General features: G+C 67.2%; 22 protein-coding genes and 2 riboswitches. Of the genes, 8 read left to right on the top strand and 14 right to left on the bottom strand.

Going from position 1 to position 22,707, the window contains the following annotated elements:
- Positions 1-13: 13 nt before the first annotated feature.
- Positions 14-895, bottom strand: coding sequence for a cytochrome c oxidase subunit II (coxB, locus tag BLM15_RS14925; RefSeq protein ID WP_126113495.1), 882 nt, complete (start codon positions 893-895; stop codon positions 14-16).
- A gap of 364 nt (positions 896-1,259) precedes the next feature.
- Between coxB and BLM15_RS14920 the strand changes: the two genes are divergently transcribed.
- From BLM15_RS14920 to BLM15_RS14890, 7 genes are all read left to right on the top strand, one after another.
- Positions 1,260-1,769: an invasion associated locus B family protein gene (locus tag BLM15_RS14920; protein WP_126113494.1), complete on the top strand. Its 510-nt coding sequence runs from the start codon at positions 1,260-1,262 to the stop codon at positions 1,767-1,769.
- The gene (locus BLM15_RS14915; protein WP_126113493.1) at positions 1,766-2,383 is read left to right on the top strand and encodes a hypothetical protein; all 618 of its coding nucleotides are present in this window, start codon (positions 1,766-1,768) and stop codon (positions 2,381-2,383) included. The genes BLM15_RS14920 and BLM15_RS14915 overlap by 4 nt, the downstream gene beginning before the upstream one ends.
- A gap of 75 nt (positions 2,384-2,458) precedes the next feature.
- A riboswitch (glycine riboswitch) is annotated at positions 2,459-2,558 on the top strand.
- A gap of 4 nt (positions 2,559-2,562) precedes the next feature.
- Positions 2,563-2,662: riboswitch (glycine riboswitch) on the top strand.
- Between the two features lie 57 nt (positions 2,663-2,719).
- Positions 2,720-3,868 carry a glycine cleavage system aminomethyltransferase GcvT gene (gene gcvT, locus BLM15_RS14910; RefSeq protein WP_126113492.1) on the top strand — a complete coding sequence of 383 codons (1,149 nt, stop codon included), beginning with the start codon at positions 2,720-2,722 and terminating at the stop codon, positions 3,866-3,868.
- A 29-nt stretch (positions 3,869-3,897) separates the two neighbouring features.
- Complete coding sequence (gcvH, locus tag BLM15_RS14905; protein WP_126113491.1) at positions 3,898-4,272, top strand: glycine cleavage system protein GcvH; 375 nt, start codon at positions 3,898-3,900, stop codon at positions 4,270-4,272.
- 111 nt (positions 4,273-4,383) lie between these two features.
- Positions 4,384-5,724, top strand: a complete 1,341-nt coding sequence (gene gcvPA, locus BLM15_RS14900; RefSeq protein WP_126113490.1) for an aminomethyl-transferring glycine dehydrogenase subunit GcvPA — start codon at positions 4,384-4,386, stop codon at positions 5,722-5,724.
- A complete protein-coding gene (gene gcvPB / locus BLM15_RS14895) occupies positions 5,724-7,298 on the top strand; it encodes an aminomethyl-transferring glycine dehydrogenase subunit GcvPB (protein WP_126113489.1) in 1,575 nt (524 codons plus the stop codon). The genes gcvPA and gcvPB overlap by 1 nt, the downstream gene beginning before the upstream one ends.
- 130 nt (positions 7,299-7,428) lie before the next feature.
- Positions 7,429-8,739, top strand: coding sequence for a L,D-transpeptidase family protein (locus BLM15_RS14890; protein ID WP_126113488.1), 1,311 nt, complete (start codon positions 7,429-7,431; stop codon positions 8,737-8,739).
- A gap of 97 nt (positions 8,740-8,836) precedes the next feature.
- Here the strand turns inward: BLM15_RS14890 and BLM15_RS14885 are convergent, their stop codons facing one another.
- From BLM15_RS14885 to BLM15_RS14845, 9 genes are all read right to left on the bottom strand, one after another.
- On the bottom strand, positions 8,837-9,319 hold the full coding sequence (locus tag BLM15_RS14885) for a F0F1 ATP synthase subunit B family protein (protein ID WP_126116189.1): 483 nt from the start codon (positions 9,317-9,319) through the stop codon (positions 8,837-8,839).
- Positions 9,320-9,327: 8 nt separating this feature from the next.
- A complete protein-coding gene (locus tag BLM15_RS14880) occupies positions 9,328-9,882 on the bottom strand; it encodes a F0F1 ATP synthase subunit B (protein WP_126113487.1) in 555 nt (184 codons plus the stop codon).
- 124 nt (positions 9,883-10,006) lie between these two features.
- Entirely contained in the window at positions 10,007-10,234 is a 228-nt protein-coding gene (locus tag BLM15_RS14875; RefSeq protein ID WP_057187825.1) for a F0F1 ATP synthase subunit C, read from the bottom strand.
- 61 nt (positions 10,235-10,295) lie between these two features.
- On the bottom strand, positions 10,296-11,042 hold the full coding sequence (locus BLM15_RS14870; protein ID WP_126113486.1) for a F0F1 ATP synthase subunit A: 747 nt from the start codon (positions 11,040-11,042) through the stop codon (positions 10,296-10,298).
- A 48-nt stretch (positions 11,043-11,090) separates the two neighbouring features.
- Positions 11,091-11,678, bottom strand: coding sequence for an AtpZ/AtpI family protein (locus BLM15_RS31875; protein WP_236846311.1), 588 nt, complete (start codon positions 11,676-11,678; stop codon positions 11,091-11,093).
- Positions 11,679-11,782: 104 nt separating this feature from the next.
- Positions 11,783-15,238, bottom strand: a complete 3,456-nt coding sequence (locus BLM15_RS14860; protein ID WP_126113485.1) for a chromosome segregation SMC family protein — start codon at positions 15,236-15,238, stop codon at positions 11,783-11,785.
- 27 nt (positions 15,239-15,265) lie between these two features.
- The gene (locus BLM15_RS14855; RefSeq protein ID WP_126113484.1) at positions 15,266-15,886 is read right to left on the bottom strand and encodes a DsbA family protein; all 621 of its coding nucleotides are present in this window, start codon (positions 15,884-15,886) and stop codon (positions 15,266-15,268) included.
- An 83-nt stretch (positions 15,887-15,969) separates the two neighbouring features.
- The gene (locus BLM15_RS14850) at positions 15,970-16,467 is read right to left on the bottom strand and encodes a DUF721 domain-containing protein (protein WP_126113483.1); all 498 of its coding nucleotides are present in this window, start codon (positions 16,465-16,467) and stop codon (positions 15,970-15,972) included.
- A 68-nt stretch (positions 16,468-16,535) separates the two neighbouring features.
- Entirely contained in the window at positions 16,536-17,234 is a 699-nt protein-coding gene (locus BLM15_RS14845; RefSeq protein WP_164547521.1) for a DUF4336 domain-containing protein, read from the bottom strand.
- Between the two features lie 169 nt (positions 17,235-17,403).
- On the opposite strand from BLM15_RS14845, the gene mutY reads away from it, so the two are divergent.
- Entirely contained in the window at positions 17,404-18,474 is a 1,071-nt protein-coding gene (gene mutY / locus BLM15_RS14840; protein ID WP_126113482.1) for an A/G-specific adenine glycosylase, read from the top strand.
- Here mutY and BLM15_RS14835 read toward each other — a convergent pair.
- The 4 genes from BLM15_RS14835 to BLM15_RS14820 all read right to left on the bottom strand — a co-directional run bounded on the left by BLM15_RS14835 (position 18,471) and on the right by BLM15_RS14820 (position 22,694).
- Complete coding sequence (locus tag BLM15_RS14835; RefSeq protein WP_126116186.1) at positions 18,471-19,673, bottom strand: site-specific DNA-methyltransferase; 1,203 nt, start codon at positions 19,671-19,673, stop codon at positions 18,471-18,473. The two genes, mutY and BLM15_RS14835, sit on opposite strands and share 4 nt — an antisense overlap.
- A 220-nt stretch (positions 19,674-19,893) precedes the next feature.
- Positions 19,894-20,685 (bottom strand): PhzF family phenazine biosynthesis protein, encoded by a 792-nt coding sequence (locus tag BLM15_RS14830; protein WP_126113481.1) that lies wholly within the window; start codon positions 20,683-20,685, stop codon positions 19,894-19,896.
- 16 nt (positions 20,686-20,701) lie between these two features.
- Complete coding sequence (locus BLM15_RS14825; RefSeq protein ID WP_236846309.1) at positions 20,702-21,322, bottom strand: ribonuclease HII; 621 nt, start codon at positions 21,320-21,322, stop codon at positions 20,702-20,704.
- Positions 21,323-21,506: 184 nt separating this feature from the next.
- Positions 21,507-22,694, bottom strand: a complete 1,188-nt coding sequence (locus tag BLM15_RS14820; RefSeq protein WP_126113479.1) for a PA0069 family radical SAM protein — start codon at positions 22,692-22,694, stop codon at positions 21,507-21,509.
- Positions 22,695-22,707: the final 13 nt, after the last annotated feature.

The raw sequence follows: 22,707 nt of genomic DNA, 5'->3' as shown, positions 1-22,707 counted from the left end.
AAGAGTGTCGGGTTCAGCGGGTCGCTTCGGCGACCTTGCTGGCGGCGTCGGCCGCATTGGCGAATTTCTGCTTCGCTTCCGCGAGCCAGGCCGTGTAGCGCTCCTGGCTGACGACGCGGATGGCGATCGGCATGAAGGCGTGGTTCTGGCCGCAGATGAACGAGCACTGGCCGTAGAAGATGCCTTCGCGCTCGGCCTTGAACCAGGTCTCGTTCAGGCGGCCGGGGATGGCGTCGATCTTCACGCCGAAGGCCGGCAGTGCGAACTTGTGGATGACGTCGGCGCCGGTGACCTGCACGCGCACGATCTTGCCGACTGGCACGACCGCCTCGTTGTCGACGGCGAGCAGGCGCGGCGCCTCGGATTCGGCGATCTTCTTGGACTGGATCGCCTCGGCACGCTGCTTCTCGTCGAGCATCAGCGAATCGAAACCGAAGCTGCCGCCTTCCTGCGGGTACTCATAGGACCAGTACCACTGCTTTCCGGTGACCTTCACGGTCATGTCGGCTTGCGGAATCTCCAGCTGCAGCTTGAGCAGGCGGAAGGAGGGGATGGCGATCACGACCAGGATCAGCACCGGAATGATCGTCCAGGCCACTTCGAGCAGCGCGTGGTGCGTCGTCTTCGAGGGAACCGGGTTCGCCTTCTCGTTGAAGCGCCAGGCGACATAGATCAGCAGTCCGAGCACGAAGAGCGTGATGATGAAGATGAGGACGTTCACCGAGTCGTGGAACCAGTGGATGAACGTCATCACTTCGGAATTGGCCGGCTGGAGATTCAGCTCCCAGGGCTGCGGCATGCCGTTCTGGGCCGATGCGACGGCCGGCGAAAACGCTATCAAAGCCGCAGCGAGGGCAGCCAGCGCGTTCCTGAGAGGGGTGGTCACAAATCGCATCGGTCCGACATAGCTCCTTTGATGCCGCGCGATCTGTCTCGGTCAGCTTCAAGACAGGCGCGCCGGGACGGCCACGTCTGGCCACCCCGGTTCTTCGGCATTGCGATAAATCAAAGATCACGCTTGCGCCAGTGGGGCAATGACAGGCTGTGACACAGCCCGTGCGGCATAAGTACGCGACACGCGCATGGGCGCCGGGCGGCCGATCGACGCCGCCTGCATCGAGTCCACCGTGTGGACGCTCGTGATGCTTCGCCTTGACAGGAGTCGGGACGCATGGTCGGAACGCATTCTCGCATGGCGGGGGCGCCGTTCGGCATGGGTATGCGTGTATTTCCATGCCCGTAAGGAGAGGAAGACAGCGATGCGCTCATTGATCGGTCCCGTGGCCGCGGCGCTCGCCGTCCTTGGCTGCGGCTGGCTTTCGATTGCGCCGGCCCATGCTCAGGGTGCGGTGCGTTCCACCCATGGCGACTGGCAGATGCGCTGCGAGACGCCGCCCGGCGCCAAGGCCGAGCAATGCGCCCTCGTGCAGAACGTCGCCGCCGAGGATCGTCCGAATCTCACTCTGCTGGTGATCGTGCTGAAGACGGCCGACCAGAAGAGCCGCCTGCTGCGCGTGGTTGCGCCGCTCGGCGTGCTGCTGCCCTCCGGCCTCGGCCTCAAGATCGACGACAAGGACATCGGCCGCGCCGGCTTCGTGCGCTGCCTCACCACCGGCTGCGTCGCCGAGGTGGTGATGGACGATACCCTGCTCGGTCAGCTCAAGACTGGTAAGAGCGCCACATTCATCGTGTTTCAGACGCCGGAGGAAGGGGTCGGCATTCCGGTTTCGCTCAACGGATTCGGCCCCGGCGTGGAGGCTTTGCCGTGATTGATCGTTTCGCTGGCCGCGTCGGCCGGTTCATTCTGCCCGCCGGCCTGGCGCTCGCGCTCGCCGGCTGCGGTTCCTCCGGTTCGTCGAGCACCGGTGAGCCGAGCACTACGCAGAAGCTCGGCAACATCCTCATGTTCCAGTCGACCACGCCGCCGGCAGCCGATCAGCTGCCGACCGACGACGAGGTCTACTTCGTCTGCCCCTCGGTGATCATCGCCGATGGCGGCGCCGCGATCCGTGCTCAGTCGGGGCAGGACAGCGGTAGCCTGCGCAGCCAGGTCTCGATCACCACCACCGCGCGCGAGTGCACGCAGTCCAACAAGGATGGCGGCTTCACCCTCAAGGTCGGCGTCGAGGGGCGTATCCTGATCGGCCCGGCCGGCAGCCCCGGCAATTATGGCGCGACGCTGCACACTCAGGTGATGCGCAACAACCAGGTCATCGCGCGCCGCAGCGCCCGTGTCGGCGGGGCAATTCCTTCCGGCCAGACCGGCGCCGACTTCTCGCATGTCGAGGGCAATATCGTTGTCCCACCGGGCTCCGGCGAGGTCGAGATCATCGTCGGGTTGAACACTGGCGGCGGCGAGCCGGCGCGGCGCCGGCGTCGATAAAAGGCACGCTGCCGTGAACTGAGGCAGGGGGCCGATTGACTCGGCTCCTCGCTCGTCTATTGCTGGCTCAGCCGCATCATCCCCGCGGGAGAGACCGGAGCCGGACTTGTTCGGCGCCGGCGCCGAAGGCGCAACCGCCCCGGAAACGCTCAGGCAAACGGACCGCGTGGGAATTGGCGCTCTGGAAAGTGGCGGGCCGTTGAGGCTCGCCCACCGACGGGGGTAACTCGCCCAAGGCTTCGGCTGCGGCGGGGAAATCTCTCAGGTCCCGAGACAGAGGGGGCGCGCTCCGGACGATTCCGTCCGGGGCTCGCGCTCGACTCTGGAAGGGATGCCATGGCTGCCGAAGCCGAGACTGCAAGCACCGAGCCGCTGCTCAAGACGCCGTTCCATGCCCGTCATGTCGCGGCGGGCGCGCGCATGGTGCCGTTCGCGGGCTACGACATGCCGGTGCAGTACCCTGCCGGCATCATGGCCGAGCACAACTGGACGCGCGAAAGCGCCGGCCTGTTCGACGTCTCGCATATGGGCCAGGCCTTCCTCGTCGGCCCCGACCATGAGACCACGGCCCGTGCGCTCGAAGCGCTCATCCCCGCCGACATCGTCAACCTGCCGCCCGGCAAGCAGCGCTATTCGCAGCTGCTGAACGAGGAGGGCGGCATCCTCGACGATCTGATGGTGACGCGCTCGGCCGATCCGGACGAGGACGGCGCGCTGCTGCTCGTCGTCAATGCCGCCTGCAAGACGCAGGACTACGCCCATATCGAGGCGCGGCTGCCGGCCAATGTGAAGCTGGTCAAGGCCGAGCATCGCGGCCTGATCGCCCTGCAGGGGCCGAAGGCGGAGGAGGCGCTGGCGGCGCTCAATCCCGAGGCCGCCGAGATGGGCTTCATGACCCTGCGCACGATGAAGCTCGGCGGCGTCAAGGCCAATGTCAGCCGCTCCGGCTACACCGGCGAGGACGGCTACGAGATTTCCGCCGCGGCCGATCGCATCGGCGAAATCTGGGATGCGCTGCTGCTCGACGCACGCGTCAAGCCGATCGGCCTCGGCGCCCGCGATTCGCTGCGTCTGGAAGCCGGGCTTTGCCTTTACGGCCATGATATCGACACCACGACCTCGCCGGTCGAAGCGGCGCTCAACTGGTCGATCCAGAAGCGCCGGCGCGAGGAGGGCGGCTTTCCCGGAGCTGCGCGCATCCAGCGCGAATTCGCCGAAAAGCCGGCCCGCGTCCGCGTTGGCCTGTTGCCGGAAGGCCGGGCTCCGGCCCGCGAGGGCGCTGAGATTGCCACCGCCGACGGCACCATCGTCGGCAAGGTCACCTCGGGCGGTTTCGGCCCGACCCTGAACGGCCCTTGCGCCATGGGCTACGTCGCCAGGGAGCATTCGGCTCCCGGCACCAGGCTCGACCTGATCGTGCGCGGCAAGCCGCTGCCGGCGACCATCGCCGCCATGCCTTTCGTCCCCAACCGCTACAAGCGCTGAGCTTCACCCCTTTTCGCCGGAGGAAACCCATGGCCGAGACCCGCTACACCAAGGACCACGAATACATCCGCATCGAGGGCGATACCGGCACGGTCGGCATCACCGACTACGCCCAGGGCCAGCTCGGCGACGTCGTCTTCGTCGAGCTGCCTTCGGTCGGCAAGGCGCTGACCAAGGGCGGTGAGGCCGCCGTGGTCGAGAGCGTCAAGGCTGCGTCCGAGGTCTATGCGCCGGTCTCCGGCGAGGTCGTCGCCGTCAACAGCGAGCTCGAAGCTGCGCCCGGCACGGTCAACGAGGACCCGGCAGGCAAGGGTTGGTTCGTCAAGCTCAAGCTCACGGACGCCGCCGAACTGGAGGGCCTGCTGAGCGAGGCCGAGTACCAGGACTACGTCAAGACGCTTTGAGGCGTCGCTGACACCGTCATTCCCGGCCCGAGCATAATCTCCGGCCGGGAAGGCGCTGGTTGAAGAGACGCCCGGGCCGAGCCCGAGCATGACGCCATTCAAGGAAGCCCCATGCGCTATCTCCCCCTGACCGAAACCGATCGCGAGGACATGCTCGCGCGCATCGGCGTCCCCGATGTCGACGCGCTCTTCTCCGATGTGCCAGCCGGCAAGCTGCTGAAGGAGCCGCTCGATCTGCCGCGCGCCAAGGGCGAGCTCGAGGTCGAGCGCATCCTCGGCAAGCTGTCGGCGAAGAACACGGCGGCCGGCGCGGTGCCGTTCTTCGTCGGGGCAGGGGCCTACAAGCATCATGTCCCGGCGACGGTCGACCATCTGATCCAGCGCTCGGAATTCCTGACCAGCTACACCCCGTACCAGCCCGAGATCGCCCAGGGCACGCTGCAATATCTCTTCGAGTTCCAGACCCAGGTCGCAGCGCTGACCGGCATGGAGGTCGCCAACGCCTCGATGTATGACGGCTCGACCGGCACGGCCGAGGCGGTGCTGATGGCGCATCGCGTCACCCGGCGGCGCAAGGCGGTGCTCTCCGGCGGCCTGCACCCGCACTACACCCAGGTCGTCGAGACCCTCTCCGAGATGGCGAACGACGAGGTCGTGGCGCTCAAGCCCGACGTCCGCGCCACCGAGGACATTCTCGCGGCGATCGACGACAGCGTCTCCTGCGTCGTTGTGCAGTCGCCCGACGTCTTCGGCAATCTGCGTGACCTGAAGCCGATCGCCGACAAGGCGCACGCTCATGGCGCCTTGCTGATCGCGGTCTTCACCGAGGTCGTCTCGCTCGGCGCCGTGACCCCACCGGGCGCCCAGGATGCCGACATCGTCGTCGGCGAGGGCCAGTCGATCGGCAATGCCCTGAACTTCGGCGGCCCCTATGTCGGCCTCTTCGCCGCCAAGTCGAAATATGTCCGCCAGATGCCGGGCCGGCTCTGTGGCGAGACGGTCGATGCCGATGGCCGCCGTGGCTTCGTGCTGACGCTCTCGACCCGCGAACAGCATATCCGCCGCGACAAGGCGACCTCGAACATCTGCACCAATTCCGGCCTCTGCGTACTGGCCTTCACCATCCACATGACGCTGCTCGGCCAGGCCGGATTGTCGCGCCTCGCCGAGCTCAACCACGCCAATGCGGTCAAGCTCGCCGATGCGCTTGCCGGGGTTAAGGGCGTCGAGGTCGTCAACGAGACCTTCTTCAACGAGTTCACGCTGAAGCTCTCCAAGCCGGCGGCCGAGGTGGTCGAGGCTATGGCCGCAAAGGGCATTCTCGCCGGCGTGCCGGCCTCGCGCCTGAAGCCCGGCGCCGGGCTCGACGATCTCCTGATCGTCGCCAATACCGAAGTGAATACGGATGAAGATCGAGCGGCCTTCGTGGCGGCGCTCGCGGAGGTGCTGTGATGCTGAACCGTCAGGGACGTCCCAGCCAGGCTGGCGAAGGTGCGAGCGAGCGCCACGAGACCTTCACCGGCAACCGCGCATTGCAGCAGATCGAGCCGCTGATCTTCGAGATTGGCCATCACGAGTCGACCGGTGTCGACATCGACAAGCCGGCGCCATTCAAGTCTCGCCTCGGCAAGCATGCCCGGCAGGGCGAGATCGGCCTGCCCGGCCTCTCCGAGCCGGAGACGATGCGCCATTATGTGCGCCTCAGCCAGAAGAACTACGGCATCGACACCGGGCTTTTCCCGCTCGGCTCCTGCACGATGAAGCACAATGCCCGTCTCAACGAGAAGGTGGCGCGCCTGCCGGGCTTCTCCGACGTGCACCCGCTCCAGCCGGTCTCGACGGTGCCGGGCGCGCTCGACGTCATGCTCGAGCTCGCCCGCTATCTGATGACGCTGACCGGCATGCCGGCGGTTGCGCTCTCGCCCAAGGCCGGCGCCCATGGCGAAGCCTGCGGCATGATGGCGATCAAGGCCGCGATCGCCGCCAAGGGCGAGGGCGCGACCCGCACTGTCGTGCTAGTTCCAGAATCGGCTCACGGCACCAACCCGGCGACCGCGGCGCTGATCGGCTTCTCGGTGAAGGCCGTTCCGGCGCGTCCGGACGGCACCGTCGCGGTCGAGGACGTCAAGGCGCTGCTCGGCCCCGACGTTGCCGCGATCATGCTGACCAACCCGAACACCTGCGGCATCTTCGAGCCTCAGATCGTCGAGATCGCCGCGGCGATGCACGAGGCCGGCGCCTATTTCTACTGCGACGGCGCCAACTTCAACGCGATCGTCGGCAAGGCGCGCCCGGGCGATCTCGGCGTCGACGCCATGCATATCAACCTGCACAAGACCTTCTCGACCCCGCATGGCGGCGGCGGCCCGGGCGCCGGCCCGGTCGTGCTGTCGGAGCGGCTGGCGCCCTATGCGCCGGTGCCGTTCATCCATGTCGAGGGCGGCAAGTCGCGCCTGGTCGAGCACAAGGCCGATGCACCTGATGGTAACGACCCGTTCGGCCGCATGACCGCTTTCCACGGCCAGATGGGCATGTATGTGCGGGCTTTGGCCTACATGCTCAGCCACGGCTCCGACGGTATGAAGCAGGCCTCGGAAGACGCCGTGCTGAATGCCAACTACATCCGCGCCGGCCTCGCCGACCTGATGTCGCTGCCCTTCCCGGACCACCCGTCGATGCATGAGGCGTTGTTCGACGACGAGTGGCTGAAGGGCACCGGCGTCACCACGCTCGACTTCGCCAAGGCGATGATCGACGAGGGCTACCACCCGATGACGGTCTACTTCCCGCTCGTCGTCCATGGCGCCATGCTGATCGAGCCGACCGAGTCCGAATCGAAGGCCTCGCTCGACCTCTTCATCGCGACGCTGCGCGACCTCGCCATCGCGGCCAAGGGAAATGACAAGAGCCGCTTCACCGCTGCTCCGCATCACGCCCCGATGCGCCGCCTCGACGAGACCCGTGCAGCCCGTCAGCCGGTGCTGAAATGGGAAAAGCCCGCGCCGGTGAAGGAAGCGGCGGAGTAAGATTCTCGGAGGGGCAGGGGCCGGTGGCTGCTGCCCTTTCGTCAACTGGGCGGCCTGCCTTAAGTCTTCCTTGACCATATGCGAGGGAAGCTTCCGACGGCGTGTATTCTCGCGCCTTGGAAGCTCGCCCATGTATCGCGTTCGCCTTCGCCATGTGCTCGCCGCCACGGTCTCCTTCGTGGCGATGCTCTCGGCTTCCCGTGCCGAGGAGCCGGGCTATGGCCCCAGGACCTATGACCGCACGCTCGAGGCGCTGATCACGCATGAGGACATCGCCGGTCGTGGCGGCTGGCCGAAGGTGCCGGGCGCTGCGGCTGCGCTGAAGCCCGATTCGCAAGGGCCGGACGTGGCACTGCTGAAGCAGCGCCTGATGCTGAGCGGCGATCTGTCGCCCGACGCCTTGCCGGGCGACATCTACGATGCGACCGTCACCGCCGCGGTGAAGCGCTTCCAGCGCCGCCACGGCCTGTCGGAACTCGGCACGGTCGGCCGCCTGACCTTGAAGTCGCTCAACGTGCCGGTCGAGGTTCGCCTCAACCAGCTCACCGCGACGCTGGAGCGGCTCAAGGGCAACGGCTTCAGCTTCACCGAGCGCTATGTCGTGGTGAACATCCCCGGCGCCAGCGTCGAGGCGGTGGAGAAGAACGTGGTGCAGCGCCGCCATCTCGCCATTGTCGGCCGGCCGGACCGAGCCTCGCCGGTGCTGCAGGCCAGTATCACCTCGGTCAACCTCAATCCCTATTGGACAGTACCGATGTCGATCGTGAAGGCCGACATCATCCCGCATATGCGCAAGGATCCGGGCTTCATCGCCAAGTCCAACATGAAGCTGCTTGGCGCCGAGAATCGCGAGATCGACCCGGCCAGCGTCAATTGGGCGAGCCTGACCAACCCGTATTTCTACGTCCGGCAGGAGCCGGGGCCGACCAACTCGCTCGGCCAGCTTAAGATCGACATGCCGAACAGCGAGGCGGTCTACATGCACGACACGCCGAAGAAATCGCTGTTCCGCAACGATGTCCGTTTCAACTCCTCGGGCTGCGCCCGCATCGAGGGCGTGCGCGACCTCGCAGCCTGGCTGCTCGAAGGCACGGAATGGACGCAACCGGCGATCGAGGCCGAGATCGCCAAGGGCGAGCGCAAGAACATCGCGCTGAAGAAGGCGGTGCCGGTCGCCTGGGTCTACATGACCGGCTGGCAGGATGCCGAGGGGCTGGTGCAGTTCCGCGACGACATTTATGGGCTCGACACGCCGCAGGGCATCGTCACCTCGACGATCCAGCCGCGCCGGCCCAAGCCCAAGCCGGTGGTCGCGCCGACGGCAGCCCCCGCCACCGCGAAGCTGCCTCAACCTGTCGTCCGACCGGCCATGCCGAAGTCTGCGGCCGCTCCGGTCCCGACGCCGCTCCCGCCGCCTGGGACGGCTGTCGCCATCCAGTAGGAACAAGGGCTTTAGCTTGGTTCCAGAAGGTCAAATGAAAAACGCCGCGGTCTGAAGACCGCGGCGTTTTTGTTTCTTTGCCTGAGGCTCGGGCGGCTCAGTTGAGCTTGGCGCGAACGTCCTTCAGCCCGGCGGCGACCAGATCGGCACCGGCCTTGCCGGCGACCTGACCACGCAGGATGACCTCGGCGGCGCGCGTCGCAGCCTCGGCAGCGGCAGCGCGAACCTCGGCGGTCGCCTGGGTCTCCGCCTGGGTGATCTTGTCCTCGGCCGACTTGGTGCGGCGAGTGACGAACTCCGCCAGCTTCTCTTCGGCGTCCTTGGCGAGACGCTGGGCCTCGTCCCTGGCGTTGGCGACGATCGCCTCGGCCTCGGCCTCGGCCGCCTTGCGCTTGCTCTCGTACTCGGCGAGCAGCAGCTCGGCCTCGTGGCGCAGGCGCCTGGCTTCCGCGAGCTCGCGGGCGACAAGTTCACCGCGGCCGTCGAGCGCCCCGATGATGCTCTTGAGGGCACCCATCTTCACCGCCATGGCGAGGAAGATGACGGTCGAGACCAGGACCCAGAAGGTTGGGTTGCTCAGCATGGCGTTCAGCCTCCCAGCGCGGTCTTGACCGCCTTGGCGGCGTCGGCCGGAGCCGGAGCGGCGCCGGTCAGGCGGTTGACGATGGCGCTGGCCGCGTCGGCGGCGATCGCCCCAACATGGCTCATCGCTTCCGTCTTGGTGGCGACGATCATGGCCTCGGCGTCTGCGAGCTTGGCGGCAAGATCGGCCTCGACCGTCTTGCGCCGCGCGGCGCTGTCGGCGTTGACCTTCTCGCGTGTCTCCTGCGCGATCGCCTGCGACTTGGCGCGGGCTTCGGCAAGGGACTTCTCATAGGCCTGGCCGGCCTCTTCGGCCTTGCCCTTCATCGCGGCCGCCTCGTCGAGATCGTTGCCGATCTTGTTGGCGCGGTCCTCGAGGATGTTGCCGAGACGCGGCACGATCACCTTGGCGGAGAGCCAATAGAGGAAGCCGAAGGTGATCGCGAGCCAGAGCAGCTGCGAGGCAAAGGTATCGCCCTGGAACGGCGGGAAGCTGCCGCCGGGGGCGGGAGCCGCGCCGCCATGGGCGGTCGTTCCGGTGGTCGTGGCTGGCGCTGCCATCACTGAACCTCATCCGGCCGCACGAGCCCGGAGGGTTCGCACGGCATATGGGAAGGGAGGCGGGAGCCCGCCGCGTGACGCCCCGGAGGGGGTCGCCTGCGGCAGGCCCGGGTAGCGTTCGCGATCAGACCGCGAAGAGCAGCAGCAGCGCGATCAGCAGCGAGAAGATGCCGAGCGCTTCGGTCAGCGCGAAGCCGAGCAGCAGGGTGCCGCGCTGGCCATCGGCGGCCGACGGGTTGCGCAGGGCGCCCGAGAGGAACTGGCCGAACAGGTTGCCGAGACCGATGCCCGCGCCGGCCATGCCGAGGCAAGCGAGACCAGCGCCGATGTACTTGGCAGCTTGGGGATCCATGGAAATGCTCCTTAGGGGGATGGTTGTGGCAGTCGAGGGGTGAACTTGAAAACCGGGCCGATCAGTGACCCGGATGCAGGGCGTCGTGCAGGTAGATGCAGGTCAGCACCGCGAAGACATAGGCTTGGAGCACTGCGACCAGGAATTCGAGCGCGATCAGCGCGATCGTCAGCACGAGCGGCAGCGGCGAGAGGATCGCCCAGCCGCCGGCAAAGAGCAGCGTCGCCACGAAACCGGCGAAGATCTTCAGCGCGATGTGGCCGGCGAGCAGGTTGGCGAAGAGGCGGACCGACAGGCTGATCGGGCGCGAGACGAACGAGATCACCTCGATCGGCACCAGGATGATCAGCATCAGCGGATGCACGCCCTTGGGCACGAACAGGCCGAAGAAATGCGCGCCATGCTTGGCGATGCCGTAGATGATGACGGTGAGGATCACGATCGCTGCGAGCGCAGCGGTGACGACCAGGTGGCTGGTGACGGTGAAGGAGCCGGGAATCATGCCGAGCAGGTTGCAGACCAGCACGAACATGAAGAGCGAGAACACCAGCGGCACGAACTTCATGCCGTCATGGCCGGCGGAGTCCTTTACCGTACTGGCGACGAACTCGTAGCCCATCTCCGCCAGTGCCTGCAGCCGGCCCGGGACCAGCGAGCGATTGCGCGTGCCGTAGACGAAGAGCAGCGCGATGACGGCGACGGCGATGACCATGAACAGAGCGGAATTGGTGAAAGCGATTTCGCTTCCGCCGATCTTGCCGAGAGACACGATCGGCTTGATCTCGAATTGTTCGATCGGACTAGCCATCTGTCGCCCTTGTTCCTGCCATAAGACGGCCCCTTTCGGAGCCGCGCCTCAGTTCTGCGCGCTCGACTTATCGTCAGCGCGCGATTTCATCAAGCCCGCTGCGCGCACGACGTTCATCACGCCAGCGCCGAAACCGAGCATCAGCAGGACGATCATCCCGAAGGGCGCCGTCCCGAACCATTTGTCGACGGCCCAGCCGAGCCCGCCGCCGACGATGATGCCGGCGATGAATTCGGTGGAAAGCCGCATCGCCTGACCGATTCCGCTGGAATCGGTCCGACCGCTTTCGCTGCGGCTTTCGGCCTCCGCCTGGCTGGTCACACGCTTCAGGCCCGCATCTAGGGATTTGAGCCGGCTCTCCAGGCTCGCATCCGTTTCCGCAGGCCGCTGCGGGTCCAGGCCTTTTTCGTCCCGGCCCGTCATCGCAGATAGACAGCCATCATGACACGACCTTTCCATGCTCGGTTCGCGAGAGAACCGGACAATACCGGAATTGTCGCTGATTTGCGCTGCCTGAACCGGTTGACCCGTTGCCGGATCGCCAATGGCGGACGCTCGCCGGATTGCCGATCGTTCCCTGCGATGAAGAAGCCCCGCCGCCCGGAAAAATCGGCCGCACCATATTGGCGGCTCCAAATGGTGTCAAGCCGAGCGCGAGGTGATTAATGCCTTGAAAAATAAAATGATTTTAGACTGAGATGGAGCTCTTGGCGCGATTCTTGTGCGTTGCGGCGAAGGAGTCAGATCGCCTCGCGGATGCGCTCGGCCGTGGCGAGGTCTACCGAGACCATCTGGCTCACCCCGCGCTCAGCCATGGTGACGCCGAAGAGTCGGTCCATGCGGGCCATGGTGATCGGGTTGTGCGTGATCAGGATGAAGCGGGTCGCGGTGTTGCGCGCCATCTCCTCGAGCAGGTCGCAGTAACGCTCGACATTGGCGTCGTCGAGCGGGGCATCGACCTCGTCGAGCACGCAGATCGGCGAGGGGTTGGTCAGGAACACCGCGAAGATCAGCGCGGTGGCGGTCAGCGCCTGCTCGCCGCCGGACAGCAGCGTCATCACCTGCGGCTTTTTGCCCGGGGGGCGCGCGATGATCTCCAGCCCGGCTTCGAGCGGATCTTCCGAATCGACCAGCGTGAGCTCGGCCGTGCCGCCGCCGAACAGCACCCCGAACAGATGCTGGAAATGGCCGTTGACGATTTCGAATGCGGCAAGAAGCCGCTCCCGGCCTTCGCGATTGAGCGCGCCGATCGCCTGGCGTAGCCGCCGAATCGCCTCGGTCAGGTCGTCGCGCTCGGTCGCGAGGCCGGTTCGCTTGCCCTGAACCTCCGAGAGCTCGTCGTCGGCGCGCAGGTTGACGGCGCCGAGGCGCTCGCGCTCGGCCTTGAGCCCACCGAGCCGGCGCTCGACATCCTCGGCATCCGGCGGCGTGTCTCCAACCTTCAGGCCGGCGATCTGATGCAGGTTGGCGACCTCAGTCTCCAGCCCGTCGACGATCTGGCGCACGACATCGGCGAGGCGTTGACGCCCCGCTTCGAGCCGCGCTTCCGCGCTTGCCCGGCCTTCGCGCGCAGCCGCCAGCCCCTCCAGCGCCGCGCGCGCCTGCCGGTCGGCCTCGGCCTGCGCGACCTCGCCGGCGGCGAGCTTGTCGGCGGCGCCACGCCGGTTGCCCTCGGCGGTCTCGATTTCGCCAAGGAGGCGGCGGCGCTCGACCAGGAAGGTGTCGGGTGCTTCCAGCAGCGCCTTGTGCTCGGCCGCGGTCGTCTCGATTCGCCGGCGCGTGTCGGCAGCGCTCTGCTCGTTCGTCACCGCCCGCTCGCGCCAGGCGCGCAGATCCCCAGCGATCGCCTCGCGCCGACGGCTACGCAGCTCGGCCTCGCGCCCCTGCGTCTGCACGCGCGCTCGTGCATCGGAGGCTGCAGCGCGCCGTTCACCCAGTTCGGCGCGAGCGGCAAGCAGGGCGGTCTCCAGTTCGGGCGCCGGCGCGAGACCGGCCAAGTCCTGATTCGCGGCCTCGGCTTGCGCCTGCGCATCGGCGATGTTCTGGCCGAGCCGGCCGATCGCTTCGGTCAGGGCCGAGCGGCGGGCCGCCGTCTCGCCAGCCTTGCGCTCAGCCTGCGCCAGCCGCTCGCGGGCCTGGTCGAGGGCGCGCCGCGCCTCGCGGGCCGTCTCCAAAGCCTTCGCCTCGGTCAGCGCCGCCGTCTTTGTGCGCTCACTCGCCTGGTCGAGATCGTCGCGAGACGCCTCGGCCGCCTCGCGCGCAGCCTGCGCTTCGTGTTCCAGATCGCCAAGCCGGTTCTTCTCCACAAGCCTACGGGCGGCAGGCGAGGGCGCATCGGCGGCGCTGGTGAAGCCGTCCCAGCGCCAGATGTCACCTTCGCGCGAGACCAGTCGCTGCCCCGGCAGCAGCCTCGGTCGCAATCCGGCGCCATCGTCCCGGGCGACGACGCCGATCTGGCGCAGGCGCCGGGCGAGCGCCGCCGGCCCACGGACATGTTTGGCGAGTGGCTCGACGCCATCGGGAAGGGAGGGATCGCTTTCGCCGCCGCCGCCGTCGGACCAGTGCGCCGGCGCCGCCGGATCGGCCGAAGCGTCGAGGTCGTCGCCGAGCGCCGCGCCCAGCGCCGTCTCGTAACCCTTGGCCGCCGCGATCGAATCGAGGATCGCCGGCCAGCGCCCGCCCGCCGCCGGGGCGAGCAGTTTCTGCAAGGTACGGACTTCGGTTTCGAGGCGCTGTGCCTTGCGGTCAGCTTCGGCGAGCGGGCCACGCAAACGCGTTTCGTCCTCGCGAGCGGCGGCGAGAGCGCTGCGTGCTACGCCAGTAGCCGCATCCGCACCTTGCATCGAGGTCTCTGCGGTCGCGACCGCGGCGCGCAGCCCATCGAGCGAGGCGGTGGTGCCGTCGGCATCGAGTGCCGCCTGGTCGCGTTGCAGCCGCTCGCGCTCGCCGGCGTGGCGGCCCTCACGCTCCTTCGCCTCGCGCACGGCGCGCTCGAGCGCACCGCGCCGGGCCGTCAATTCGGAGAGCCGTGCCTGGACCGCGGCATGTTCGGCTTCCGCCGCCGTCAGCGCTTTCTCCGCTTCTGTGAGCTCAATCGCAGCGGCCTTGCTGCCTCCTGCCGCAGCCTCGGCCTCCAGCCGCAGGCTCTCATCCTCGGCCATCAGCCGCGATAGGCTGTCGGTGGCATCTTTTCCGAGGTTCTCCTGCCGGGCGAGATCGCCCTGCAATTCGGCAAGGCGCTTCGCCAACTCCTCGGTGCGCTGCTTTGTGCGCCGGTTCTCGGCCTCGATCTCGTCGAGACCGCGCTTCAGCCTGACGAGGGCAGCGGCTGCAGCCGCCTCATTCTCGCGCAGCTCGGGCAGGGCGTGCGCCGCGATCGCCTGCAACCGCGCCGCCTCCGCCTGCACACCAGTCTTGTCCGCGACATCGCGCACGGCCGCTTCGAGGGCGCGCTCGGCCACAGCCTCCTGCGCGCGCGCCTCGTGATGGGCGATCAGGGCCAGCACCGCCTCGGCCTTACGGATATCGGAGGCGAGATTGCGATAGCGCGTCGCCTGGCGCGCCTGACGCTGCAAGGCCTCGACCTGCCCGTCGATCTCGGCGAGCACGTCCTCGAGTCGGTTGAGATTGTCCTCAGCGCCCTTGAGCCGCAGTTCCGCCTCGTGCCGGCGGCTGTGCAGCCCGGCGATGCCGGCGGCGTCCTCAAGGATGCGCCGGCGCGATTGCGGCTTGGCCGAGATGATCTCGCTGATCTGGCCCTGACGCACCAGCGCCGGCGAGCGCGCACCCGTGGCTGCATCGGCAAAGAGGAGCTGCACGTCGCGGGCGCGCACCTCCTTGCCGTTGATGCGGTAGGTCGAGCCTTCCTCGCGCTCGATCCGGCGGGTTACCTCGAGCACCTCGGCATCATTGAAGGCGGCGGGCGCCTTGCGGTCGCTATTGTCGAGGGTGAGCGCGACCTCGGCCATGTTGCGGGCCGGGCGCTCCGACGAGCCGCCGAAGATGACATCGTCCATGCCCGAGCCGCGCATGTTCTTGAACGAGCTTTCGCCCATCACCCAGCGCAGGGCTTCGACGAGATTGGACTTGCCGCAGCCATTGGGGCCGACAATGCCGGTCAGCCCCGGCTCGATCTGGAACTCGGCCGGTTCGACGAAGGTCTTGAAGCCGGCGAGCTTGAGGCGCGTCAGCTGCATTGACGCGCCATAGGGCTATCGGCCGGCTCAGCTGCCGAGCAGCGGCTCGAGGATCTTGTCGAATTCGGCGAGGCTGAGTGCACCGGAGCGCTTCTGCCCATTGATGAAGAAGGTCGGGGTGGAGTCCACGCCAGCCTTGGCCCCACCTTCCTTAACTTGCGTGACAGCGTCGTAAATGTCCTGCCGTTTCAGGCACGCTTCAAAAGATTCCTGTGTGAAACCGGCCTGCTTGACCAGATTCGAGAGCGCATCGACCGGCTTTTCGGTGAAGGCCCAGTTGCGCTGCTGCGCGAACAGCAGGTCGGTCAACGGGTAGTATTTGTCGGTGCCGTTGCAGCGCGCCAGCATGAAGCCGGCCGTGGCGAGCGGATCGAGCGGGAACTCGCGCAGCACGAAGCGCACCTTGCCGGTGTCGATGTACTTGGCTTTCAGCGCCGGCCAGGTGTCCTTGTGGAAGGTGGCGCAGTGGCTGCAGGTCAGCGAGGCATACTCGATGATCGAGACCTTTGCGTCGGCGCTGCCGAGCCAGACATCGCCGAGCGGGTTGGCGACACCGGGAAGGGTCTGGGCCGAGGCGCCCTGGCTGGCGAGAAGCGGCGAGAGGGCCAAGGCGGCGGAGCCGATCAACACCTGGCGGCGGCTGGTCATGAGAAAATCCCTGGTGGCAAAGTAATTGCTGCGGACCATAGTCGCCATCAGGATTGTGGCAAGATCGGTTCGCCGGTTCCCGCTCACGAAGCCGTGTCGTCACCAGCGACCTGGCGCCGCTGTGCGATGCCGCGCCCGAGCCGTGCCAGCGCCTCGCGCAACTCGACGCTCTCGACGCCCGCGACCTGCGCATCGATCCGAGCCAGCGCGGCCGGATCCGGCGGCGGAGCGGGCTTTGGCGCAGGCGGCAGCGCGACCGGCCCCTGCTTCAGCACCAGCTTGCCGACGGCGCGCCAGCCGAGATGGCTGTTGACCCGCTCCAGCACCAGCGGGCCGAGCTGCTGCATCTCCAGCGCAAAGGCGCCTTCGACGCGCACCACCAGCGTCGCCGGGTCCGACAGTTCTCCCGGCGCGCCACGCCGCCGCGGCCAGTCGATCTTGAGCGGCCGCGTGCGCTGCGCCAGCCGTTCGCCGACGATCTCCGGCCAGAAGGCGACGACCGAGCGCCCCGCAAAGCCCTGCGCTGCGAGCGCAGGCGCGAGACAGTCGTCGATCAGTTCGGCGAGAGGTTTTGCGACCATGGGGCAATTTGCGCAGGCGAGCGGCGGCGATGCAAGTCGACCACTCGCCGCATGAGGCACCGGCTCGATCAGCCAGTCAGCCAGCGAAACGCCCGCTTCAGGAAAGCGCTGCCATCGGCCCGGACCGGGTTTCCGTGCGCCATCAGGACCGTCTTGGTAGGCCATGACAGTAACCGTTCGACCGCCGCCCGCGCGGCCCGCCGATCGGTGAAAGCAAGACGGAACTTTCTAGGCACCGAAGGCTCCGGGGCGAGCATCAGGTCCCATTTTGCGACGAGTGCTCGCCAGCCGGTGAACCAACGAGGCGGAAACTGCTGCAGCAGGTCAGTGAACAGGACCGTGCTGCTCTTCACGTGAAAGAAGACGACTTCGGCCGTGATGGCGTTACCGGCCATCAGGACCTGATCGATCTCACCCATCCAAGGCGGCATCGGCGTATCCGAGAGCTCAGCGTCGAAGACGAGATTCTTGCGCTTCTCCTGCACTCCGGGAGCGGCATAGAGGCGGGCATCGGGATAGGCCTGCTTCCAGTCGGCGATGAACAGGTGATGCAGCGAGTTGGGCGCAATGAGATGGCGAACCGTGCCGAGGGAGGCCAGTTCCGCTTTGAGTTCGTCGGTCAGCGCTGTCGGCGACCAGGCGAACAGCTCCCCTCCGGCGAGGCGGATTACGGCCATGCGCGTCGGATAGTGAAATCCGAGCGCCGCTGTCACCTGAGGCCCATCGGCGATCCAGATCTCGGGGCCGAATTCCTCAAGTATCGCCATCACGACAGCCTCGCCCTCGTTCTGCTTCGGGAGAAGCTCCCGCCCGCCGCGGACATTTGTGTGACACTGCGCGCCGGGCCCGCCATTGCAGCTATAGCGTGATCTCCGATGTGTCGCGCAGCACCGGCCGCTCTTGCCTGTCTCGCCCGACGCATTACACCCGGAGACCATGGACGCTCCCGTTCCCCAGCCCCGCGCCGCCGATCTCCTCGCCTGGTATGACCGCCATCGCCGCGTCCTGCCCTGGCGCGCGCTGCCGGGCGAGCGCGCCGACCCTTACCGCGTCTGGGTCTCCGAGATCATGCTGCAGCAGACCACGATCGCGGCGGTGAAACCCTATTTCGAGCGCTTCATGGCGCGGTTCCCGACTGTCGAGGCGTTGGCTGCCGCGCCTTCTGAGAACGTCATGCAGGCCTGGGCCGGGCTCGGCTATTATTCGCGTGCCCGCAACCTCCACGCCTGCGCCCAGGCGGTCGCGTATCAGCATGGCGGCCGCTTCCCCGGTACGGAGGAGGGCCTGCGTGCACTGCCCGGTATCGGCGTCTACACGTCGGGCGCCATCGCGGCGATCGCCTTCGACCGGCCGGCCGTTGCGGTCGACGGCAATGTCGAGCGGGTGATCACCCGGCTCTTCGCGATCGAAGACGAGATGCCGGGCGCCAAGCCGCTGATCCGCGAGCGGGTGCTGGCATTGCTGTCGCATGATCGGCCCGGCGATTTCGCGCAGGCGCTGATGGATCTGGGTGCGACCATCTGCACGCCGCGCTCGCCGGCATGCGGGCTCTGTCCCTGGCGCGAGCCCTGCCAGGCGCGGATCGAGGGTACGCAGGAGAGCTTCCCGCGCAAGGCGGCGAAGAAGACCGGCAAGACCCGTTATGGCGCCGCTTTCGTCGCGATGCGCGAGGATGGCGCCGTGCTGGTGCGCACGCGGCCGGCCAAGGGTTTGCTCGGGGGCATGGTCGAGGTGCCCGGTGGCGAGTGGCGGGCGGACTACGAGCTGAGCGATGCCCTGCGCGATGCGCCGGTGTCAGCGAAATGGCGGCGGCTGATGCTGCCGGTCCGCCATGTCTTCACGCATTTCCCGCTGGAGCTGACCGTGTTCGCCGGGCGTGTCCCGCTGGAAACGCAGGCGCCAGACGGCATGCGCTTCACGCCGTTCAACCGGCTGAAGGAAGAAGCGTTCCCGAATGTCTTCCTGAAGGCACTGGAAGCCGGGCTGGAGGAGCTGCGGCGGCTTTAGGCCGCCGCCATCTGCGTCCTGATCTCGCCGCGCAGCGCATCTAGCAGCAGGGCTTTGCCCTCACGCTCGACATGCCAGAAGGTCCAGCCATTGCAGGCCGGCAGGCCCTGCGCCAGCGCGCCGACCTTGTGGATCGAGCCGACGGCCGGGCCGAGCACCAGCGTGCCGTCGGCGCGGATCGTGGCGCTGTGACGGCGCTTCTCGTCAAAGACGCGCTCGCCTGCCTTCACCAATCCGGCTTCCACCAGGCTGAGGAAGGGTACGCGCGGCTCGCTGCGCTTCGAGGGCGCAGTGGCGAAGGCTTCCGGCGGCAGCGGCTGAACCGCAGCAATGCGCTCGCGCGCCGCCTTGGCGTAGACCTGCTCTCGCTCGATGCCGATGAAGTGGCGGCCGAGCGCCTTGGCGACGGCGCCGGTCGTGCCGGTGCCGAAGAAGGGGTCGAGCACGATATCGCCGGGATTGCTGGCCGAGAGCAGCACGCGGGCGAGCAGCGATTCCGGCTTCTGGGTCGGGTGGACCTTGGAGCCCTTGTCGTCCTTCAGGCGCTCATCGCCGGTGCAGAGCGGTAGATACCAGTCGGAGCGCATCTGCAGGTCGTCATTGCCGCCCTTCAGTGCCTCGTAGTGGAAGGTGTATTTCGAGGCCTCGCCGCGCGCTGCCCAGATCAGCGTCTCATGCGCATTGGTGAAGCGCCGGCCGCGGAAATTCGGCATCGGGTTGGCCTTGCGCCAGACGATGTCGTTCAGCATCCAGAAGCCGAGATCCTGCAGGATCGAGCCGACCCGGAAGATGTTGTGATAGGAGCCGATCACCCAGAGCGCGCCGTCGGGCTTCAGCGCGCGGCGGCAAGCGGTGAGCCAGGCGCGGGTGAAGGCGTCGTACTCGGCGAAGGAGGCGAACTTGTCCCAGTCGTCGTCGACGGCGTCGACGAGGCTGTCGTCGGGCCGGCGCAAATCGCCGCCGAGCTGGAGATTATAGGGCGGGTCGGCGAAGACGAGATCGACGCTCCCCGGGGGCAGCGCCTCGATCGCGGCGACGCAATCGCCGACGATCACCTGATCGAGCGGCAGCTCCCGAGGGAGAACCTGAGTGGGAAGAAGGCTCGTGGCCTTCATCCGGGCCCCCAGCGCGGGCCGTCCGGTACGCGAAACCTGAATCCGGACGGGAGCGCTGGCGGTCCCGGTACGCGAGGTACTCATGACGCCAAGACCGTTACGCAACTTCAACAGTCGCGATCCTGGCTGGTCAGGGTAAAGGGCGGGTTTCCGGGGTGAAAAAAATGCGTCCCATTCTGGGGCTGCAGATTTTGCCTAGCCCATTGAATACGTTTGGAAATTCGTAACGGAGATTAAGGAAAGGTAACCGGCTCCCGGGTGCCGTTGCGGCAGTTCGGGAGCAGTTCCGCGGGTCTTCTGGCCGTCAGTTTGGCAGGTAGATTTCGGCCTTCATGAAGGTCACAGCCTGCCCGGTGACGAGCACGCGCTCTCCCGCCAGTTCGCAGCCGAGATGCCCGCCGCGCGCTGAGGCCTGGAAGGCTTCGAGGCGGGTCTTGCCGAGCTCGCGGGCCCAGTATGGGACCAGAGTCGCGTGGATCGAGCCGGTGACCGGATCTTCCGGGATACCGGCGCTGGGGGCGAAATAGCGCGAGACGAAGTCATGGCTCTCGCCGCGCGCTGTGATGCCGAAGCAGAGCGGGGCTAACGTCGCGATCGCGGCGGCATCGGGCACGAAGGTGCGCACCGCCTTTTCGTCCGCCAGGACGGCGAAGACGTTCTCGAAATTGCGGAAGAGCGCGCGCGGCGGAACCGGGAAGAGCGCAGTGATCGCCGGGGGCAGAGCATCGATCGGCTCCGGAGCGAAAGCCGGCAGGTCGAGCCGGTAGCCCTTGCCCTGCTGTGAGACCCGGATCGGACCGACCCGGGTGGCGAACTCGATCTCGCCCGGGATGCAGTGGGCACTGGCGAGGACATGCGCGGTCGCGAGCGTGGCATGGCCGCAGAAATTGACCTCGTGGACCGGGGTGAACCAGCGCAGATCCCAGCCGGAACTGTTCGGCCGAGCGAAGGCGGTCTCGGCGAGGTTGTTCTCATTGGCGATCGCCTGCATCGTCTCTTCCGGGAGCCAGTCATCCAGGATGAGGACGGCAGCCGGGTTGCCGGCGAACACCCGGTCGGTGAACGCGTCGACCTGATGCATCGTCAAGGTGGGCATGGTGCCTCCGGCAGGCTCAGACAAGCGAGCGTGACCAGACACCTTTGATCGGCGCGAAGGAATAGCGGTGGGCGGGGCAGGGGCCATGCGTCTTCAGCGCGGCGCGATGCGCAGCCGTGCCGTAGCCGACATGGCTGATGAAGCCATAGGCCGGATATGCGAGCGAAAGCCGCGCCATCATGCGGTCGCGCGTCACCTTGGCGACGATCGAGGCCGCGGCGATCGAGGCGATCAGCCCATCGCCGCCGATGATGGCCTCGCAGCCGCAAGCGAGCGCCGGCGGATCGTTGCCGTCGACCAGCACGAGATCGGGCGATAGCGGCAGCGCCGTCACTGCACGCCGCATCGCGAGCAGGGTCGCCTGCCGGATGTTGATCGTGTCGATTTCCGCCGCGGAGGAACTGCCGACCCCAACCGCCAAGGCACTGCCGAGGATCAGGACACAGAGCTCTTCGCGGCGCTGGGCAGTGAGTTCCTTCGAATCGGCGAGCCCGTCCGGGATCGCCGAGGGATCGAGGATGACGGCGGCTGCGACGACCGGGCCGGCGAGCGGCCCGCGCCCGACCTCGTCCACGCCGGCGACGCGGGCGCGCCCGGCAATCATCGCGGCCTGTTCGCGGCTGAAATCGGCGGTCATGGCTCCGCTATGCCAGATCATGGCGCGAAGGTCTGCCGACCCGAATGCCGCATCCACAGTCCTCATCCTGAGGAGGCCGCGTAGCGGCCGTCTCGAGGGATGATCCAGAGCGCGCTGGAAGCATCCTTCGAGACGCGCCTGCGGCGCTCCTCAAGATGAGGGCTGCGTGTAGAGCAGGCAGTGGTCAGAACAAACTGAGCTGCGCCTTCTCCTTCTCCGGCTTGACGAAGAGGTCGGTGCGCAGGCGCAGCCGCGCGCTGTTGAAGCCGAGCCGCTCGGCCGCCATCTCGAAGCGCCGGCCGATCATCCAGGCATAGGGGCCGGAGCCGACCTGACGCTGGCCCCAGGCGGCGTCATAGTCCTTGCCGCCGCGGGTCGAGCGGATCAGCGAGACGACATGGCGCATCTTGTCGGGGTGATGCGTCACCAGCCAGTCCTGCACGATGTCCTTCACCTCGAGCGGCAAGCGCAGCAGCACATAGCCGGCCTCGCGCGCACCCGCAGCCTTGGCGGCGTCGAGGATGCGCTCGATCTCGTGCTCGTTGATCGCCGGCACGATCGGCGCGACCAGCACCGTCACCGGAATGCCGGCTTCCGAGAGCTTGCGGATCGTCTCGATCCGCTTGGCGGGCGACGCAGCGCGCGGCTCCATGTTGCGGGCGAGCTTGGGATCGAGCGTTGTCACCGAGAGCGCGACCTTGACCAGCCCCTTTGCCGCCATCGGCGCGAGGATATCGATGTCGCGCTGGACCAGCGCCGATTTGGTGACGATGCCGACCGGGTGGTTGAATTTCGAGAGCACCTCCAGGATCCCGCGCATGATTCTGAGCTTCTTCTCGATCGGCTGGTAGGCGTCGGTATTGGTGCCGATCGCCATCGTACGGGGCTGGTAGCTTGGCGATGACAGCTCCTTCTCAAGAAGCAGCGCCGCATCGGGCTTGGCGGTCAGCTTGCTCTCGAAGTCGAGCCCGGGCGAGAGGCCGAGATAGGCATGGCTCGGCCGCGCGAAGCAGTAGACGCAGCCATGCTCGCAGCCGCGATAGGGGTTGATCGAGCGGTCGAAGGAAATATCCGGAGAGTCGTTCCTGGTGATGATGGTCCGCGGCTTCTCGACCGAGACCTCGGTCTTGAACGGGGGCAGCTCGCCGAGCGAGCCCCAGCCGTCATCTTCGCTGATGCGTTGCTCGGCCTCATAGCGGCCGCCGGGATTGATCGTTGCGCCGCGTCCGCGCCGTCGCTCTGGGTCGATCTGGCTGCCGACATAGGCGAGCGGATCGACCGGCAGGGTGCGCAACGGCGCCGAGACGCTTCCCGGCTCGCTGTCGCGACGCTTGAGCGGTTGCGTCCTGGCTGAGGGTCTGGCCTGCAGCATGGCTTCGTCTCCC

The sequence above is a fragment of the Bosea sp. Tri-49 genome (assembly GCF_003952665.1).
Taxonomy (GTDB): Bacteria; Pseudomonadota; Alphaproteobacteria; order Rhizobiales; family Beijerinckiaceae; genus Allobosea.
This window is presented reverse-complemented; position numbering and strand designations above follow the sequence as displayed.

Bases quoted from the DNA above. Each gene is read 5' to 3' on its own strand.
- coxB (WP_126113495.1), bottom strand. From the start codon at position 895: ATGCGATTTGTGACCACCCCTCTCAGGAACGCGCTGGCTGCCCTCGCT.
- BLM15_RS14920 (WP_126113494.1), top strand. From the start codon at position 1,260: ATGCGCTCATTGATCGGTCCCGTGGCCGCGGCGCTCGCCGTCCTTGGC.
- gcvT (WP_126113492.1), top strand. From the start codon at position 2,720: ATGGCTGCCGAAGCCGAGACTGCAAGCACCGAGCCGCTGCTCAAGACG.
- gcvH (WP_126113491.1), top strand. From the start codon at position 3,898: ATGGCCGAGACCCGCTACACCAAGGACCACGAATACATCCGCATCGAG.
- gcvPA (WP_126113490.1), top strand. From the start codon at position 4,384: ATGCGCTATCTCCCCCTGACCGAAACCGATCGCGAGGACATGCTCGCG.
- gcvPB (WP_126113489.1), top strand. From the start codon at position 5,724: ATGCTGAACCGTCAGGGACGTCCCAGCCAGGCTGGCGAAGGTGCGAGC.
- BLM15_RS14890 (WP_126113488.1), top strand. From the start codon at position 7,429: ATGTATCGCGTTCGCCTTCGCCATGTGCTCGCCGCCACGGTCTCCTTC.
- BLM15_RS14880 (WP_126113487.1), bottom strand. From the start codon at position 9,882: ATGGCAGCGCCAGCCACGACCACCGGAACGACCGCCCATGGCGGCGCG.
- BLM15_RS14875 (WP_057187825.1), bottom strand. From the start codon at position 10,234: ATGGATCCCCAAGCTGCCAAGTACATCGGCGCTGGTCTCGCTTGCCTC.
- BLM15_RS14870 (WP_126113486.1), bottom strand. From the start codon at position 11,042: ATGGCTAGTCCGATCGAACAATTCGAGATCAAGCCGATCGTGTCTCTC.
- BLM15_RS14860 (WP_126113485.1), bottom strand. From the start codon at position 15,238: ATGCAGCTGACGCGCCTCAAGCTCGCCGGCTTCAAGACCTTCGTCGAA.
- BLM15_RS14855 (WP_126113484.1), bottom strand. From the start codon at position 15,886: ATGACCAGCCGCCGCCAGGTGTTGATCGGCTCCGCCGCCTTGGCCCTC.
- BLM15_RS14850 (WP_126113483.1), bottom strand. From the start codon at position 16,467: ATGGTCGCAAAACCTCTCGCCGAACTGATCGACGACTGTCTCGCGCCT.
- BLM15_RS14845 (WP_164547521.1), bottom strand. From the start codon at position 17,234: ATGGCGATACTTGAGGAATTCGGCCCCGAGATCTGGATCGCCGATGGG.
- mutY (WP_126113482.1), top strand. From the start codon at position 17,404: ATGGACGCTCCCGTTCCCCAGCCCCGCGCCGCCGATCTCCTCGCCTGG.
- BLM15_RS14835 (WP_126116186.1), bottom strand. From the start codon at position 19,673: ATGAGTACCTCGCGTACCGGGACCGCCAGCGCTCCCGTCCGGATTCAG.
- BLM15_RS14830 (WP_126113481.1), bottom strand. From the start codon at position 20,685: ATGCCCACCTTGACGATGCATCAGGTCGACGCGTTCACCGACCGGGTG.
- BLM15_RS14825 (WP_236846309.1), bottom strand. From the start codon at position 21,322: ATGACCGCCGATTTCAGCCGCGAACAGGCCGCGATGATTGCCGGGCGC.
- BLM15_RS14820 (WP_126113479.1), bottom strand. From the start codon at position 22,694: ATGCTGCAGGCCAGACCCTCAGCCAGGACGCAACCGCTCAAGCGTCGC.